The organism is Bacillus sp. XT-2, from assembly GCF_025696525.1.
GTDB lineage: Bacteria > Bacillota > Bacilli > Bacillales > Bacillaceae > Bacillus > Bacillus halotolerans.
The window spans coordinates 724,968-740,504 of record NZ_JAHVOC010000001.1 but is presented as its reverse complement, the minus strand read 5'-3'; the positions used below and the strand labels follow the sequence as shown (position 1 = coordinate 740,504).

At 42.4% G+C, this 15,537-nt stretch carries 18 protein-coding genes; 1 reads left to right on the top strand and 17 read right to left on the bottom strand.

Annotated elements, in window-relative coordinates; all coding sequences use genetic code 11:
- Nucleotides 1-9 precede the first annotated feature (9 nt).
- The 6 genes from KXD37_RS04050 to KXD37_RS04025 form a co-directional block, all read right to left on the bottom strand.
- Nucleotides 10-213 carry a DUF2768 domain-containing protein gene (locus KXD37_RS04050; protein WP_024121873.1) on the bottom strand — a complete coding sequence of 68 codons (204 nt, stop codon included), beginning with the start codon at nucleotides 211-213 and terminating at the stop codon, nucleotides 10-12.
- Nucleotides 214-549: 336 nt separating this feature from the next.
- Nucleotides 550-1,587: an NAD(P)H-dependent glycerol-3-phosphate dehydrogenase gene (locus KXD37_RS04045; RefSeq protein WP_106020031.1), complete on the bottom strand. Its 1,038-nt coding sequence runs from the start codon at nucleotides 1,585-1,587 to the stop codon at nucleotides 550-552.
- A gap of 17 nt (nucleotides 1,588-1,604) precedes the next feature.
- On the bottom strand, nucleotides 1,605-2,915 hold the full coding sequence (gene der, locus KXD37_RS04040) for a ribosome biogenesis GTPase Der (RefSeq protein ID WP_010334750.1): 1,311 nt from the start codon (nucleotides 2,913-2,915) through the stop codon (nucleotides 1,605-1,607).
- 153 nt (nucleotides 2,916-3,068) lie between these two features.
- Nucleotides 3,069-3,263 (bottom strand): capping complex subunit for YIEGIA, encoded by a 195-nt coding sequence (locus KXD37_RS04035; protein WP_024121875.1) that lies wholly within the window; start codon nucleotides 3,261-3,263, stop codon nucleotides 3,069-3,071.
- Nucleotides 3,260-4,153: a YIEGIA family protein gene (locus KXD37_RS04030; protein WP_263463245.1), complete on the bottom strand. Its 894-nt coding sequence runs from the start codon at nucleotides 4,151-4,153 to the stop codon at nucleotides 3,260-3,262. Before KXD37_RS04030 ends, KXD37_RS04035 begins: the two co-directional genes overlap by 4 nt.
- A complete protein-coding gene (locus KXD37_RS04025) occupies nucleotides 4,150-4,752 on the bottom strand; it encodes a hypothetical protein (protein WP_263463244.1) in 603 nt (200 codons plus the stop codon). Before KXD37_RS04025 ends, KXD37_RS04030 begins: the two co-directional genes overlap by 4 nt.
- 77 nt (nucleotides 4,753-4,829) lie before the next feature.
- Between KXD37_RS04025 and KXD37_RS04020 the strand changes: the two genes are divergently transcribed.
- Complete coding sequence (locus KXD37_RS04020; protein ID WP_010334754.1) at nucleotides 4,830-4,961, top strand: YpzI family protein; 132 nt, start codon at nucleotides 4,830-4,832, stop codon at nucleotides 4,959-4,961.
- 49 nt (nucleotides 4,962-5,010) lie between these two features.
- Here the strand turns inward: KXD37_RS04020 and fni are convergent, their stop codons facing one another.
- From fni to KXD37_RS03965, 11 genes are all read right to left on the bottom strand, one after another.
- Nucleotides 5,011-6,060, bottom strand: coding sequence for a type 2 isopentenyl-diphosphate Delta-isomerase (fni, locus tag KXD37_RS04015; protein ID WP_101860572.1), 1,050 nt, complete (start codon nucleotides 6,058-6,060; stop codon nucleotides 5,011-5,013).
- 12 nt (nucleotides 6,061-6,072) lie between these two features.
- The gene (gene rpsA, locus KXD37_RS04010; RefSeq protein WP_263463243.1) at nucleotides 6,073-7,221 is read right to left on the bottom strand and encodes a 30S ribosomal protein S1; all 1,149 of its coding nucleotides are present in this window, start codon (nucleotides 7,219-7,221) and stop codon (nucleotides 6,073-6,075) included.
- A gap of 236 nt (nucleotides 7,222-7,457) precedes the next feature.
- Nucleotides 7,458-8,132: a (d)CMP kinase gene (gene cmk, locus KXD37_RS04005; RefSeq protein WP_044155003.1), complete on the bottom strand. Its 675-nt coding sequence runs from the start codon at nucleotides 8,130-8,132 to the stop codon at nucleotides 7,458-7,460.
- 78 nt (nucleotides 8,133-8,210) lie between these two features.
- Nucleotides 8,211-8,387: a YpfB family protein gene (locus KXD37_RS04000; RefSeq protein ID WP_063623048.1), complete on the bottom strand. Its 177-nt coding sequence runs from the start codon at nucleotides 8,385-8,387 to the stop codon at nucleotides 8,211-8,213.
- A 44-nt stretch (nucleotides 8,388-8,431) separates the two neighbouring features.
- Nucleotides 8,432-9,088, bottom strand: a complete 657-nt coding sequence (locus KXD37_RS03995; protein ID WP_151175108.1) for a flagellar brake protein — start codon at nucleotides 9,086-9,088, stop codon at nucleotides 8,432-8,434.
- 93 nt (nucleotides 9,089-9,181) lie between these two features.
- On the bottom strand, nucleotides 9,182-10,534 hold the full coding sequence (gene ypeB, locus KXD37_RS03990; protein WP_024121883.1) for a germination protein YpeB: 1,353 nt from the start codon (nucleotides 10,532-10,534) through the stop codon (nucleotides 9,182-9,184).
- 36 nt (nucleotides 10,535-10,570) lie between these two features.
- Nucleotides 10,571-11,485: a spore cortex-lytic enzyme gene (gene sleB, locus KXD37_RS03985; RefSeq protein ID WP_151175109.1), complete on the bottom strand. Its 915-nt coding sequence runs from the start codon at nucleotides 11,483-11,485 to the stop codon at nucleotides 10,571-10,573.
- A gap of 143 nt (nucleotides 11,486-11,628) precedes the next feature.
- On the bottom strand, nucleotides 11,629-12,285 hold the full coding sequence (prsW, locus tag KXD37_RS03980) for a glutamic-type intramembrane protease PrsW (RefSeq protein ID WP_151175110.1): 657 nt from the start codon (nucleotides 12,283-12,285) through the stop codon (nucleotides 11,629-11,631).
- Between the two features lie 120 nt (nucleotides 12,286-12,405).
- Nucleotides 12,406-13,380, bottom strand: a complete 975-nt coding sequence (locus tag KXD37_RS03975; RefSeq protein ID WP_151175111.1) for a YpdA family putative bacillithiol disulfide reductase — start codon at nucleotides 13,378-13,380, stop codon at nucleotides 12,406-12,408.
- A 108-nt stretch (nucleotides 13,381-13,488) separates the two neighbouring features.
- Nucleotides 13,489-14,763, bottom strand: a complete 1,275-nt coding sequence (gudB, locus tag KXD37_RS03970) for an NAD-specific glutamate dehydrogenase (RefSeq protein WP_044154979.1) — start codon at nucleotides 14,761-14,763, stop codon at nucleotides 13,489-13,491.
- Between the two features lie 156 nt (nucleotides 14,764-14,919).
- The gene (locus KXD37_RS03965; protein ID WP_010334765.1) at nucleotides 14,920-15,504 is read right to left on the bottom strand and encodes a genetic competence negative regulator; all 585 of its coding nucleotides are present in this window, start codon (nucleotides 15,502-15,504) and stop codon (nucleotides 14,920-14,922) included.
- Nucleotides 15,505-15,537: the final 33 nt, after the last annotated feature.

Below are 15,537 nucleotides of genomic sequence, written 5' to 3'. Positions count from 1 at the left end.
TTTACAGCTTTATTCATTAACAGGGCCGCTGAATACCACCACAAATACAATAATTCCTGAAATCAATACACACATGTAAGCAAACGATGAAACTGCAATCTTCAGAAAACGGTTTCGGCATTTAAAACGGCTTAAATAGATGCATGCTACGGCCAGAAACATCAGCCCCATGGAACCAAGGGCAAACCACATTTTGATCAATGCCAGACTCAAATGACCCGCGCCCCCTCCGACATTTGTTTTGTAAGCGTTATATTTTATTTTAATATACAGCGCTTGAAAAGATCAACCAGATTTTCCATCCTTTGATAGAATAAAAAAACTGAAGCAAAGAGGGGGACTTTGCTTCAGTCAAATTGACTATATTCACCTACGTTTAAGAAACACTCTCTTGGACTTCGATGCTATAGTATGCGACTTTGCATACAGATGCATCCTCTCTTGCCTAAATCGGCAAAATGTTTCAGGAGATCCCAAGGCATGGGTATTCTTCTGTGTTTCGGGCTTTCGTGCAATTAGAATATGCGGAATTCTATTCCGTTGACACTTTTATTTAACTTGGTTATCAAATGTATTCACCAAGTCCTCCATCTCGTGGGTTTTCCCTCTCGCCATTAAGGATTCAACAGCGGTTTCTACCTTTTGTCCATTAAACAGAACTTGATGAAGGGCTTCTGTAATCGGCATTTGCACCTGATATTTTTCTGAAAGCTGGTAAGCCGCTTTTGTCGTGCGCACTCCCTCAACGACCATTCCCATTTCTTCGAGAACGTCCTCAAGCTTGTACCCTTTTCCGAGTAAATTGCCGGCACGCCAGTTTCTGGAGTGAACACTTGTGCACGTAACAATCAGGTCTCCGACACCTGTCAATCCGGAAAACGTTAGCGGATTCCCGCCCATTTTTGTGCCGAGTCTCGCAATTTCAGCAAGACCTCGCGTAATCAAAGCAGCTTTGGCATTATCGCCGTATCCTAAGCCGTCTGTGATTCCAGCAGCAAGGGCGATAATATTTTTCAGAGCGCCTCCGATTTCTACACCGATAATGTCAGGATTTGTGTACACCCGAAAATTGTGGTTTATAAACAGATCCTGCACCTCTTCTGCAGCCTGCATGCTCTTTGAAGAGGAAGTGACGGTTGTCGGATGCCGGAGTCCTACTTCTTCAGCATGGCTCGGCCCGGAGAGCACGACAATGTCCTTTCTGACATCACTCGGGAGCTCAAATTCCATAATTTCAGAAATACGCAGGAGCGAATCCGGCTCTATCCCCTTACTCACATGAACAAAAACTGCTTTTTTCGTCATAAAAGGCACTGCCTGTCTCAACACTTCCCGAATCGCTTTGGTCGGAACAGCAACTATGATGAAATCTGCGTCTGACACAGCCTCCCCGATTTCCGTTGTTGCTTGAATCGATTCAGGGAGCTTGACATCAGGCAAATAATCCTTATTTTCGTGCAGATCATTTATTTGTTGGATCAGCTCCGCACGATGCCCCCACATTCTCACATCATGGTCGTTATCGGCTAATACTAAAGCCAGTGCCGTTCCCCAGCTTCCGGCTCCAAGCATTGTGACTCTTTTCATATTTGCTTCACACCTTTTTATTTTCTAGCTCTTGCAAATATTTTGATTGGTGTCCCCTCAAAACCGAACGCGTCTCTGATTCGGTTTTCTAAAAATCGTTCGTATGAAAAATGCATCAGTTCCGGATCGTTTACAAACACAACAAAACTCGGCGGCTTCACCGCAACTTGAGTCGCATAATAAATTTTCAAGCGTGACCCGTTATGAGTTGGTGTCGGATTCATTGCTACAGCATCCATAATGATGTCATTTAAGACATTCGTCTGGACACGAAGTGAGTGATTTTCACTTGCTTTAATGATTGCAGGCATGAGCGTATGAATCCGTTTTGTCGTTAATGCTGACATGAACAGAATCGGTGCATAGTCAAGAAATTGAAAATGGTCGCGGATATTTTGTTCAAATTCTTTCATCGTGCTTTCATCTTTGTCTACAGCATCCCATTTATTCACTACGATCACGACAGCCTTGCCTGCTTCATGTGCATAACCCGCGATTCGCTTGTCCTGTTCGATAATGCCTTCCTCACCGTCAAGCACCACCGCAACAACTTCAGAGCGGTCAATGGCTTTCAGCGCCCGCAGCACGCTGTACTTTTCAGTCGTTTCATACACTTTACCTTTTTTTCTCATGCCGGCAGTGTCTACAATGACAAAATCCTGCTGGTTATAAGTAAATGTTGTATCAACGGCATCTCTTGTTGTTCCTGCCACGTTACTCACAATGACACGATCTTCGCCAAGAATCGCGTTTACCAGAGAAGACTTCCCTACATTCGGACGTCCGATCAGGCAAAATTGAACGACTTCATCATCGTATTTTGTCTCAGGGATATTTTTAAAATGCTCCGCTGCGGCATCCAATAAATCACCGAGTCCCAGCCCGTGTGTTCCTGAAACCGGATACGGTTCACCAAAGCCCAGCGAATAAAAATCATAAATATTCGCTCTCATTTCTGTGTTATCCAGTTTATTTACCGCTAAAACAACAGGCTTTTTCGTGCGGTACAAAATTTTCGCTACTTCTTCATCAGCAGCAGTCACACCTTCACGGCCATTCACCATAAAAATAATGACATCCGCTTCATCCATGGCGATTTCGGCCTGCTCGCGTATCTGTGTTAGAAACGGCTCATCACCGATATCAATACCGCCCGTATCAATCAAATTAAAATCATAATTCAGCCATTCAGCCGAGCTGTATATCCGATCCCTTGTCACACCAGGGGTATCTTCTACTATTGAAATTCTTTCACCCGCAATCCGGTTAAAGATTGTGGATTTTCCTACATTCGGTCTCCCGACAATGGCTACGACAGGTTTACCCATAGTACCCTTCCTTTCGATCCAGCCGCTTTCATTTTTACATAAATTCTCAACCGGTTATTTAAATCATCTCATTCACTTTTATGAAAAGAAACCCTTCAGAGGAAGGGCTTAACTCATTTATTATATCAGTTTTTACTGGGATCACAACTATTCTTAAAAATGTTTCACGATCAAATAAACATCTTCCCCAATTCTATGGGCAATTCCGTCAAGGATTGCCTCAAGGTTTTTAGCGAAAAGCTCCATCTCTTTTTGGTCATTACAAAAAAAGATGGGTGTCCCTCCTGAAGCACGGTTCCGGTTTGTCGTGATAACAGACAAAATCACTTTCGTCAGCGATTCACTCATCCTATCACCTTATCCTGTTTTTTGATAAATTCCGTAGGCATTCTGATTGCGTTTTCCAAGGTCGGAACATTACTGATAATCTGAACAGCTGTTTCCGGGTGATGAATTTGCGGCAGGACAAAAACGCCCACTCTTCCGTCATTAAGATCCCTTTTCGCAATTGGCGTCAGGGACGGCTCTCCTGAGTCCCGATACACCCCCAGCACATTGGAGACATCAAATAAAATGGCCTGGCGCTGACCCAGGTTGGCAATGGTTGCAGCTGAATTAAAATTTTTAGGAGTTAAAATAAACCCCATGCCATGCTTTAAAATCAGCTCCTGTTTCTCCGGAAGTCCGATGTTCATCATATAAATATTATCTACAAACAGACCCGGCCCTTCGAAGTGAGGCTCTATGTACTCAATATCGACAATATCTTTCAATACACTGCCGGACATAAATTTCATTGCTAACAAAAAACAAACAACAGCGGTGATGACAGCAGCCCAGATTGAGAAAAACACGTACGCCGATGTTGTCAAAAGAGCAGTAAAAATTACGATATAATTTCTGCTTTCAAACGCAATGGCGATTCCTTCAATGTAAGTGCTTCCTCTTGAGACAAGTTCGTACGAATCCATTTGTGTCAGCGTATTCCGCTCCATATTTCTGACATCTCTGAATTGAGTGGCTGCAAGTGTCAAAAAAGTGATGGCCGTAAACTCCTCCTGTAATAGCGCAGGCATAATAATGGCCCCTAACCCTGCCGCAATAAGCCCAAGTGCAATATGAATGACTTTTCCGTGAATATAGGTCGGATACTGACGGTAATCTGTTTTCAGCATATACAGCCTTGTGGCGACTCCTGCTACGACCCCCACAATAATCGGATAGATGTAATCACTCATGACATTTTAGTAGCTCCTTTGTTTGATCTTTTGCCTCTCTGGCCAATTTGACTGGCGAGCTGTTCATATTTTGATATGCCAAACAGCAATATCGTTCCCACAGAGCATGCGTTAAGCCATTGAAAACCTCCGACAGCCGTATGCCCTGCCAATTGTTGAATGACAAAAGAATACACCAGTTCGCCTTGGCACATTCCTAGAACATATAAGGCAAGCTGCATCTGAAAATCCCTTTCAACAGAAGCTGTCAAAAGCACACATAATACAACAGCGGTCCACTCAGGTTTTATGATGAACCAAACCGGATCATATAATGCAAAAAGATAAACAAACGCATACCCGGAAACAAGCGTCAGGTGCACCATGATATAGCGAAATCGTTTATACATCCCTAAATATCCGGCATAGACGCACCCGCAAACGAAAAACATCACGTACGCCGCATTCAGAGAAAAATATAAAGTAAAGTGATGTATGCTTAAGATGATATTAGTCAAAATAAATACTGAGACGGCAAAGCGCCTTTTCGTCTTTCCAAGAATAAAGGTTGTCAGCACCCACAAAAACCACATTGACCAATAATAATAAAATTGTTCCATATCGCTTCCTCCATACTCCCAGTATGGAGTCTAAATACTTTTTTTAAACAAACCGCTTTACGTAAAGGAGAATGATCATGGGAAAAGACAGACAGGAGAAAAAACTCAAGGCTTCGGGCAGAGTGGAATCAGACCGGGACCAATCGATTCACTATGACGGAGCCACCAGCCTTGAACAAAACGGCAAATTTAAAAAGCGTAAATCATAATACAAAAAGCCCAAAACTCACACCGTTTTGGGCTTTTCTTATACAGCTGTCAACGCACATTGTAATTGGAAGTATGAATGCCTCTCTCAGTCAGCCAGTGATGAGTCTCACCTTTTATGACAAGAGGAGCCCTTTGCAAATCAGAAATCGTACTGGTGCCAAGCACAGTCATAATCATTTTTAATTCCTCTAGGATCAGCTGAATCTCTTCAAGCAGCCCTTCTTCGCCTTTTTCAGTCAGCGCTTTTAAGAAGTGCCCTGCCATTCCGGTACAGGAAGCCCCAAGAGCTATCGCCTTCGCGACATCAAGCGCATTTTGAAGGCCGCCGGACGCAATCGTTGTTTTACCGGGAAACTCAGAGCGGATTTCCGCCAGGCTCGCTGCTGTTGAAATCCCCCATGAGTTGAAAAAAGTGATCTTCCGCTGTCTTCGGAGATTTTCTATTTTCGAGAAATTTGTCCCTCCGTAACCGCCGATATCAACAGCTGCCGCACCAGCTTCATACAGCTTTCTTGCTGATTCTTTGCTCATTCCGAAGCCTACTTCTTTTATTATGACAGGCACTTTGATTTCGCTGCAGATCTGTTCAATACGGGAAAGAGCGCCGCTAAAGCTTCTGTCGCCTTCAGGCATGACAATTTCCTGAATCACATTCAGATGAATCTGAAGCGCATCCGCCTCAATCATTTCGACAGCTTCCTTCGCCTGACGAGCTGTCGCCTCACTGCCCAGATTGGCAAAAATCAGCCCATTTGGATTTTCCTTTCGGACAATTTCATACGAATAGCGTTCAGACGGGTCTTTTAACGCCGACATTTGTGAGCCGACAGCGAGAGGAATATCAGCTATACGAGCTGCTCTAGCAAGCGCCTTATTAATTTCATATGTAAGTTGTCCGCCGCCGCCAGTCATTGCATTGATAAAAATCGGCGAACTGCTTGAAAGTTCGCCGATTTTTGTGGAAATATCTACTTGTTCTAATGCAAGATCGGGCAGACTGACATGAACAAACGTAATATCATCAAGACCCGTCTCCCGCTTTTGGCCGGTAGACAGGGCATGATTGATGTGTTCTCTTTTCCGTTCTGCTCGAGTCACGTTTATCACCAATTATTTTAGTTTATTAAGCTTATCTCCGATCAGATCTCCAAGCTGGAAGCCAGTGCTTGTTTCTTCCTTCGCCTGATATTGGCGGTAATCCTCTTGATCGGCTTTAGGAGCTTCTTCAAGCTCACGCATGCTTAATGAAATGCGCTCTTCATTTTCATTCACATCAAGAACCTTCACTTTTACAGTCTGTCCTTCTTCAAGGACTTCATGCGGCGTGCCGATGTGTTTATTAGAAATTTGAGAAATATGAACGAGACCTTCTACGCCAGGAAGAATTTCAACAAACGCACCGAAGCTCACGAGGCGCTGAACCTTTCCTTCAAGCACATCACCCGGCTTGACCTTCTCCCCAATTTGGCTCCAAGGCCCAGGCAGAGTTTCTTTAATAGATAAAGAAATACGCTCATTATCCCGGTCAACCGATAATACTTTCACTTTCACTTCCTGTCCCTCTTCCACAACATCAGACGGCTTTTCAACGTGGGAGTGGGAAAGCTGTGAAATGTGCACAAGCCCGTCGATACCGCCGATATCAACAAACGCGCCAAAGTCAGTCAGGCGCTGCACTTTACCATCGAGCACACTTCCAACTTTTAGAGACTGAAGAAGGTCTTGTTTTTTATTCGCCTGCTCACTTTCAACAACCGCACGGTGTGAAAGGATGACGCGGTTTTTATCACGGTCAAGCTCTACTACGAGCAGAGACAGTGTTTTTCCTTTATAGTCGGTAAAATCTTCTACAAAATGCGCTTCTACAAGTGATGCCGGAATAAAGCCTCGAACGCCGATATCAACGACTAGACCGCCTTTTACGACATCTTTCACTTCAGCTTCAAACACTTCTTTTGTTTCAAATTTTTTCTCAAGGTCTTCCCAAGCGCGGTCTGCATCAACAGCACGTTTAGATAAAATCAAAGCATCGTCTTCCACTTTTGTTACTTTCAGGTCAAGCTCGTCGTCTACTTTTACGACATCCGATGCTTTCTCTACATGAAGACTTGATAATTCACTGATTGGAATAATACCGGACTGTTTGACATTGATAATTTCAACATCCACATGCTTGTCCTCTACCTTTGTCACAATCCCTTTTACTACATCTCCAACCTCTGGTACTTGAACATCAATTTGATTCATTTCCTCTGTCATTTGAATAACCTCCTTGGTCCAAACCTACACAGCTTAATTAAAAACGGTTTGAAAGCTGAACACGTATCATGCATGTCCGCTTTTAGCCGAATATGTATTAAAGAATCATCCAAAAAAGATTTTGAATGATCAATAAAAAGTTTTATTAGTATTAACTTCTAATAAAAGGACAGGTTTGTCAAGCAATAACATTCTTTCTTTGTTGAAAAATTCAAAAAAAGTGGCCTCCGCCGGTATCAGCGGGACTTTTGCTCCACTACATCAAGGATTTTTTCAGCAACTTCCTGAATGGAGAGAGAAGTCGTGTCGATTTCAAGCGCGTCATCTGCTTTTCGAAGCGGAGAAACTTCGCGCTCTGAATCGAGTTTATCTCTTCTTGCAATTTCCTCAATTAATGTTTCGTAGTTGGCATCGTAGCCTTTTTTTACATTTTCTTCATAACGGCGTTTCGCTCTCTCTTCAACAGATGCCAAAAGAAAGATCTTCACTTCGGCATTTGGAAGCACATGAGTTCCGATATCACGTCCGTCCATGACAACGCCGCCTTTTTCTCCGAGCTGCTGCTGGCGTTTCACCATTTCTTCCCTGACGCTTCTGTGCTTGGCAGCAATTGAGACTTGATTGCTGACCTCGTCTTTTCTGATGTCCTCAGTCACATCTGTGCCGTTGACAAGCACCTTTTGTCCTTCTTTTGTTGTAATCAGCTCAATATCGGTTTGCTTTAACAGCTCAGCCAATTTTGCTTCATCTGTCAAATCAACTTTTTCTTGTAAAGCCACATATGTAATGGCCCGATACATCGCTCCTGTATCAATATATATGTACGATTTTTTCTCAGCCACAATTTTGGCAACGGTGCTTTTCCCCGCAGCAGCCGGGCCGTCGATCGCAATCGATAATTTCTTTTCCATAATTCCTCTCCTTGCTCTTTTCTCCTCTATGGATTGTATCATGAACTTTATGAAAAAGGGTGAAAAATTCATGAATAATTAATGTTTGAAGGTTTCTACCCAATCATTAACTTCCATTTTGTCCACCCCTTCATATTGAATCACTTTTGAGACATAAGGTTCAATATGCTGATAGTGAAAAAGAAACTGGATACCAAGTAAAATCACTGCCTGAATGAACAATAATTTGAGCAGCAGCCGTTCAAAGGTCTTCATCAGCCCACCTCCATTACAAATAGTATGGAAGTGTTAGCCGATGTTTATTCCAATCGTCCCTTTCTTCTCTTGTTTAACTGGCGGCGAATGCAATACTGAAGAAGGAGCTGCTGATTACCGGATGAAATCTCCGAATACTCCAAGGTCATTTTACGTTTGCCTGATTTTGAATCATTAAACACACGCCTGACAACCGCGTCAGCCTCTATTTGATGCGTTTTCTCCTCATCCTGAAGGCTGATGAACAGGCGCAGCGTATCCCCGTGCTGAAAAGAATAGCCATCTGTCACAATCAAAGCAATACCGCCGGCGCTGATATTGTACGAGAGTGTATGAAACCCGTCTTTTTCATCTGCCGGCTCGACAAGCACATCCAATACCGCGTCAGTTCTTACATATTGCCGGCGCTGAATTCGCTTCATTTTTTCACGGGGAGGCACTTCAAGGCAGATCATTTGAAGCTTGTCCGTCACTTTTCCCTTAATTCGGCTTGAGAAGCGGTAAGGCACTTCGTCTTTACCGACAAACTCTACCGTTACTTCAGTATCATGATGTAAAATCACGGTTCTTCCTGTGTATACATCAACCGGATATGCGATCAGGAGCTCTCCGTTTTCTATACTCACGGCTTTGCTCTTTGCTATTTTTAAATCATTTTCTTCTATGTATTCTAAGTGTACAGTTTCCCCAATCTCTATCATTGACTTCACTCTTTCGCATTCAATATACTCACTTTTTTATTAAAGCATGTAATGAAAAAAAGGAAAAGACTTTTAGTCCTTTCCTCCTAGTTTTTATAGGTCTTTATATATAGGTTCAGCATTTTTTAGTTTTTCAACTTTCTCTTCCGTTCCGTCATTAGCATTTATATACATTCTGAATGTATCATTTTCAATCGTACCAAGCATTTCATAGCATAATACTTCCTGTCCTAATTCATTTGTGATCACAGCAAGCCTTGTTTCTCTCACTTCTACACTTTTGTTTAATTTTGCTTTCGCATCTTGTTCAGAGATAGCCGGCTTTGGTATGTCTCTTTTTCTGTGGGATGTTAAGAAATCTCGTGCTGAAAAGCCGACAACCTCGCCGTCATCCAAGGCAACTTTCATACGGATGGCTTCTGGATACATCCGGACATTATTTTCTATTGGAACATATGAGAATACACCGATTTTATCGTATTGCGCACTTTCATCGATTTCCAGATCTTTTGTTTCATATCCGTTTTTCTTTAGAAAAGCAAGGGCTCGATTCGATCCGTCATTCAAGCTGATTTTCTGATCTTTCACTTCTCTGTTTTGGATTAAATAAACCGGGTGTCCGCCTTTTTTTGTAATATCCATATATATCGCTGCTTTATGATCAGGATCTTTCATACTGATACTGTAGACGTCACGGTTTGTTTTTTTTCCGCTCTTTATCACTTTGATTGCATAATTGTCATCAGGTGCAAAGCGTTGGGCAATTTGTTTGGCTTCCTGTGCAGAAATTTCTTTTCCCTTCAGATGGGCAAAACCCTTCTCTTCTTTTTTGGTGCTGGTGAAACTTGGCCCAAGATCTGTTCCTGAGGCAAAGGATCCAACATTTTTTTCAACCGTTTTAAAGCTGTTGATGATCGTGTTATCACTCTGTTTTTCATCAGAGGCCAGCGCCATCTCTACATCCATCCAGCGCAAGTTCTTGCTCATGACAAGGTGCTGAACGTGGCGCAGTTCATTTTGTATATCTTCTGATTGCTGATAAAGCTTATTTAACGAAGTATACTCTTTTTCGTCGAGCGGTTTTTGATCCAAATCTCTGATTGACGTTTTATAGCTGAAATCGCCGATCTTGGATAACAGCTCTTCCGTTTTGTTAAACGGCATTAATGTAAGCGGCAGCTGACTGACACTGTTATGGGCTTCTGATGTAATTCTCCAAACATCTATCAATGCGGGGGACAGTGATTTTTTGCTGTTCATGGCAAGCGTTGCACCAATTTTATCATGCAGCTGGTCTACCTGATAGGTGAGCTCATGAAACGCCCGCTGATAGTTATTTTCAGCATGAAGAAGGACAGCGTCTTTTTCCTGGTGCTCTTTGTATCCCCAGTAACTAGTACCGACAATTGCAATACCTAGCACTGCGATTAAAATAGCTCTGATCATTTATCACACCTCATTTTTATGCTTTCTTATGTCCTGCTACTCACAGAAAATGTGTTTACCGATTCTCTTAATCTGCGGGCGCCCCCAAATCCACGCGCTGGTAGCTGTATCCGGATTAAAGTAATACAGCGCTTCCTCGGAAGGGTCCCAGCCATTAATGGCGTCTAATACTGCTTCTCTTGCTGTTTCGTTCGGCTGCATATAAATTTGTCCGTCAGCCACCGCTGTAAAGGCAAGCGGTTCAAAAATAACACCTGCTATTGAATTTGGAAATAACGGACTGTTTAAACGATTCAAGATAACTGCTGCAATAGCAACCTGTCCCTCGTACGGCTCGCCACGCGCTTCCCCGTAAACTGCTTGAGAAAGCAGCCGAATATCATTATTGGAAAAACCGCCCGGCATGTTAGCTGCAACCGCATCCTGTTTTTTGGTTTTTGCAGGCGTGTTGTTGTTTTGCTGTTTATTCGCTTGCGGCTGCTGTGTTATTTTTTCAGCAGGCTGTTTCTGCCGCGTCTCTGCTTGCTGCCTTGCTTTTTGAGTCGCTGTTTTTGACGGTTTCGTTTGGTATTTCAGCGGTATTTTTCCGTAATGCGTGAATTTATTTCCTTTTTGGAGCTGCTCCATGACATATTCACGGTAATATTTAGACTTAGATATCAAGGTCTGTTTGGTTTGGGCTCCGACCAGACCGTCTACCTCTTTTAAGCCGAATTGATCCTGAAAGTTCCGTACTGCCCAGTATGTCCCCCATCCATAAACCCCGTCAATTTTCCCATTATAATATCCGTTATATTGAAGACGCGCCTGCAGCTCGATCACATCGTCCCCTGTTGCCCCTCTTTGAATGACTTGATTAGAAAAGGCTGAAATTGTTTCAGTATTGATAAACGTCGTAATTATAAAGGAAAATAAGATGAGACATGCCATAATCGATCCTTTGGACTTCATCTTTTCAAGCCTCCTACAGCAAATTTTTGAGTGTAATCGTATTTTCTGTAATGAGGTTATTTTTATACACTCTTTCCTTCTTATCCCTCACAGCTTAAAAATTTCAGCAAATCAAAAAGCCGCACTATCGCTGTGCGGCTCTTCTATATCTGCATCATATTGACGGAACGGGCTTTTTTTGCTTTTCGCAAACCAAACCACCATAAAAATAACATAAATGGAAGCATGTAATAGATCCAATTACTGAGGGCTGTCAGGATAAAGTCATACGACCCATGTAAAAGTGAAGGTACGGCCAACGAAAGGAAAAGCCATTTTACACGTGCTTTTTCAGCGGAAAAACGCGCTTTCCCTAGGTAAAACCCCATAATCACTCCAATTAAGGCATGGCATGAAACGGGCAGCAGCGCTCTGACAAACGCATGCTCCACGCCATGACCGATTAAATAAAGAATATTTTCGAATGTCGCAAAACCGAGCGATACACTTGCGCCGTATACAATTCCGTCATAATGTTCATCAAAGTGGGCGTGCGGGTAAACACTGATCATTAAAATAAACCATTTTAATGATTCCTCCAAAAAGCCAGAAGACAAAAAAGAAACAAAAAAGCTTCCGCCTCCCACATTCTCTTTTTCAAGCACATACTGGATAAACATGGTGGGAAATACAAGAACAACCCCAAGAAAAAATGACCGAAGCACCATATGTACAGGTTCATTATCATACTGATCTTTTAAATAAAAATAACTTAACAGCGCGATGCCGGGAGCAATTCCTGCAGAGATGATTGCAAACATCAGGCAACCTCTTTCCTTTATATTCCTATGTCTATCCTACCATGTTGTGTATGAATTTACATCTGTCTGCCCTTAAAAAAACAAAAAGAGCATACGAATCCTTCATATGCTCTCCTCTTTTCACTTATCTTCTCTTTTTGCGATTTCATTTGCGATGTGGCCGCCGTGAAATCTTCCGTTTTCAATAAATATTTCATTTGCATTGTTTCCGGCAGCGATGACCCCGGCAATAAAAACGCCTTCCACATTGGTTTCCATCGTTTCTTCATTAAAAAACGGACGCCCTGATTCCTCATCGATTTTCACACCGATTTTTTTCAAAAATTGATGATCAGGATGATAACCCGTCATGGCAAATACAAAGTCGTTTTTAATGGTAATCAGTTCCTGCTGGCCGGAGCGGAAAACGACTTCATCTTCAGTGATTTTTTCTACACAAGCGCCAAATTCCATTCGGATTGTACCGTTTCTTACTAAAGATTCGAATTCTGGCAGAATCCATGGCTTAATGCTAGAAGAATATTCATTGCCCCTGTATAAAACGGTGACACGCGCTCCTGATTTTACGAGTTCAAGCGCAGCATCTACACTTGAATTTTTCCCGCCGATAACGACGACGTCTTTATCGAAATACGGATGTCCTTCCTTAAAATAATGGAATACTTTTGGCAAATCCTCACCGGGTACGTTCATATAGTTTGGATGATCATAATAGCCTGTGGCAATAATGCAGTATGGTGTTGAATACGTCTCTTTTGACGTTTCGATAACAAATGAATTGTTTTCTGCTTTTGTCACTTTTTGAACCATTTCAAATGCATTCACACGGATCTTTTTCCGCTTCACGACTTCCCTGTAGTACGACAAAGCCTGAATTCTGACAGGCTTTCTGTTTTCGGTAATAAATGCCACGTCACCGATTTCAAGCTTTTCACTTGAGCTGAAAAAGGTTTGATGCGTCGGATAATTGTAAATACTGTTAACGACATTGCCTTTTTCAATGACGAGGGCATCAATGCCAATTTGTTTTAGGTGAATGGCCGCAGATAACCCGCAAGGACCTCCGCCAATAATTATTGCTTTTTCTTCAATCATTTCCGTCAACTCCTGCGATTGGCATTCGATTCACATTTTTCTATTTCCAAATAAAAAAATCTCCTATTTTATCATAGGAGATTTTTATTTTTTATGCAAATCATCAACTTATATCCAGCCTCTAAAGCGCGAAGCCTCCGCCATTTTACGCACGCCTACCATATAAGCGGCAAGTCTCATGTCGATTCTTCGGTTGTTGGCCATTTCATAAATATTGTTGAATGATTTTACCATCATTTTTTCTAATTTCTCTTCTACTTCTTCCTCGCCCCAGTAGAAGCCTTGGTTATTCTGAACCCATTCAAAATAAGAAACCGTTACGCCTCCCGCGCTTGCCAGTACATCCGGAACAAGCAGAATGTCACGGTCTGAAAGAATTTTTGTTCCTTCAAGCGTAGTTGGGCCGTTTGCTGCTTCAACAACGATTTTCGCCTGAATGTTATGGGCATTTTCTTCTGTAATTTGGTTTTCAATCGCGGCAGGAACTAAAATATCACAATCCAGTTCCAGCAGCTCTTGGTTCGTAATGGTATCGTTGAAAAGCTTTGTCACTGTGCCAAAACTGTCGCGGCGGTCGAGTAAATAATCAATATCCAGACCTTCAGGGTCATACAGTCCGCCGTATGCATCGGATATGCCGACAACCTTTGCCCCTGCATCATGCATAAATTTTGCCAAATAGCTTCCGGCGTTTCCGAAGCCTTGAACGACAACTCGCGCACCTTTAATATCGATGCCTTTTTTCTTCGCCGCTTCTTTTATGCAGATGGTTACACCTTTTGCTGTCGCTGATTCTCTCCCGTGAGATCCGCCAAGCACAAGCGGTTTGCCTGTAATGAACCCAGGCGAATTAAATTCATCAATTCTTGAATACTCATCCATCATCCAAGCCATGATTTGTGAGTTTGTAAATACATCCGGTGCCGGCACGTCTTTCGTCGGACCGACAATTTGGCTGATAGCTCTGACATAACCCCTGCTTAGACGCTCCAGCTCTCTAAACGACATATCCCTTGGATCACAAACAATTCCGCCTTTACCACCGCCATATGGAAGATCAATGATACCGCATTTTAAACTCATCCAAATGGAAAGTGCCTTCACCTCTTTTTCAGTTACGTTCGGGTGAAAACGTATCCCGCCTTTTGTCGGACCGACAGAGTCATTGTGCTGGGCACGATAACCCGTAAAAATCTTGACTGAACCGTCGTCCATACGAACTGGTATTTTTACCGTTAATAATCTCATCGGCTCTTTTAACAGTTCGTATACTTCTTCAGGATATCCCAATTTTTCCAGAGCCTTATGTATTACGGTTTGGGTTGATTTTAATACATCAAGTTTGTCCTCTTCTGTATGACCGGTGTTTCGATCGGCTGCCATTTGAGTTAACCTCCTAGAATCTTCTGTTTCTCACATGCTCCCTTTCAGAGAATAGTATACACCTTCATATGATCTATGCATAGGATAAACGTTATGTTTTTCCATGTTTTTTAACAAAAAAAACCGCTGTAAAAAACAGCAGTTTTTCTTCCATTCTTATGAAAAATGAGTTTGGATTGTCTCTACAGCATTTCCGTCCATAATGAGCTTACCATACTCTTGTAAGCGATAAATCGTTAATGTTGTCGGATTGCCGTATTCAGCCAGGACCGCCACAACACCCTCGGCAGTCTGTGATCCCAAGTCTTCAAGGCTCAGAAAGTACTGTCCTTCATAGTGGTAGACAGTTCCTCCTGTGATACCGATCCGCTGTAAGCTTTCAGAAAGCTGAATGATATCTTCAAAGGAATGGAATTGATATATGATGTCCGCGCTTTCGTCAAGCTTGACTTGCATTTCGATGTAATCATCATCATACTCATCTTCTTCTGAATCCGCTTCTTGGTTCTTTGTTACGATCACAACCATCCCTTGTGCTTGGAGAGAATACACTTCCACTGCAATCGGTCCATTCGCTTCAAAGCCGAGCTCTGTATTTGCTTCATTCATCATATCTTTAAATAACTGGTGGACTTTAAATGAGTCCTTCCAGAGGTCTTCTTTTGTTAATCCACGATCAGTTAAATCATCGAGGGTCAAGAAGATTTTGATCTTATTATAATTCAGACGCTCAAGCCGCATAACGTTCCCTCCTGCCTCTACTTGCACACAAAT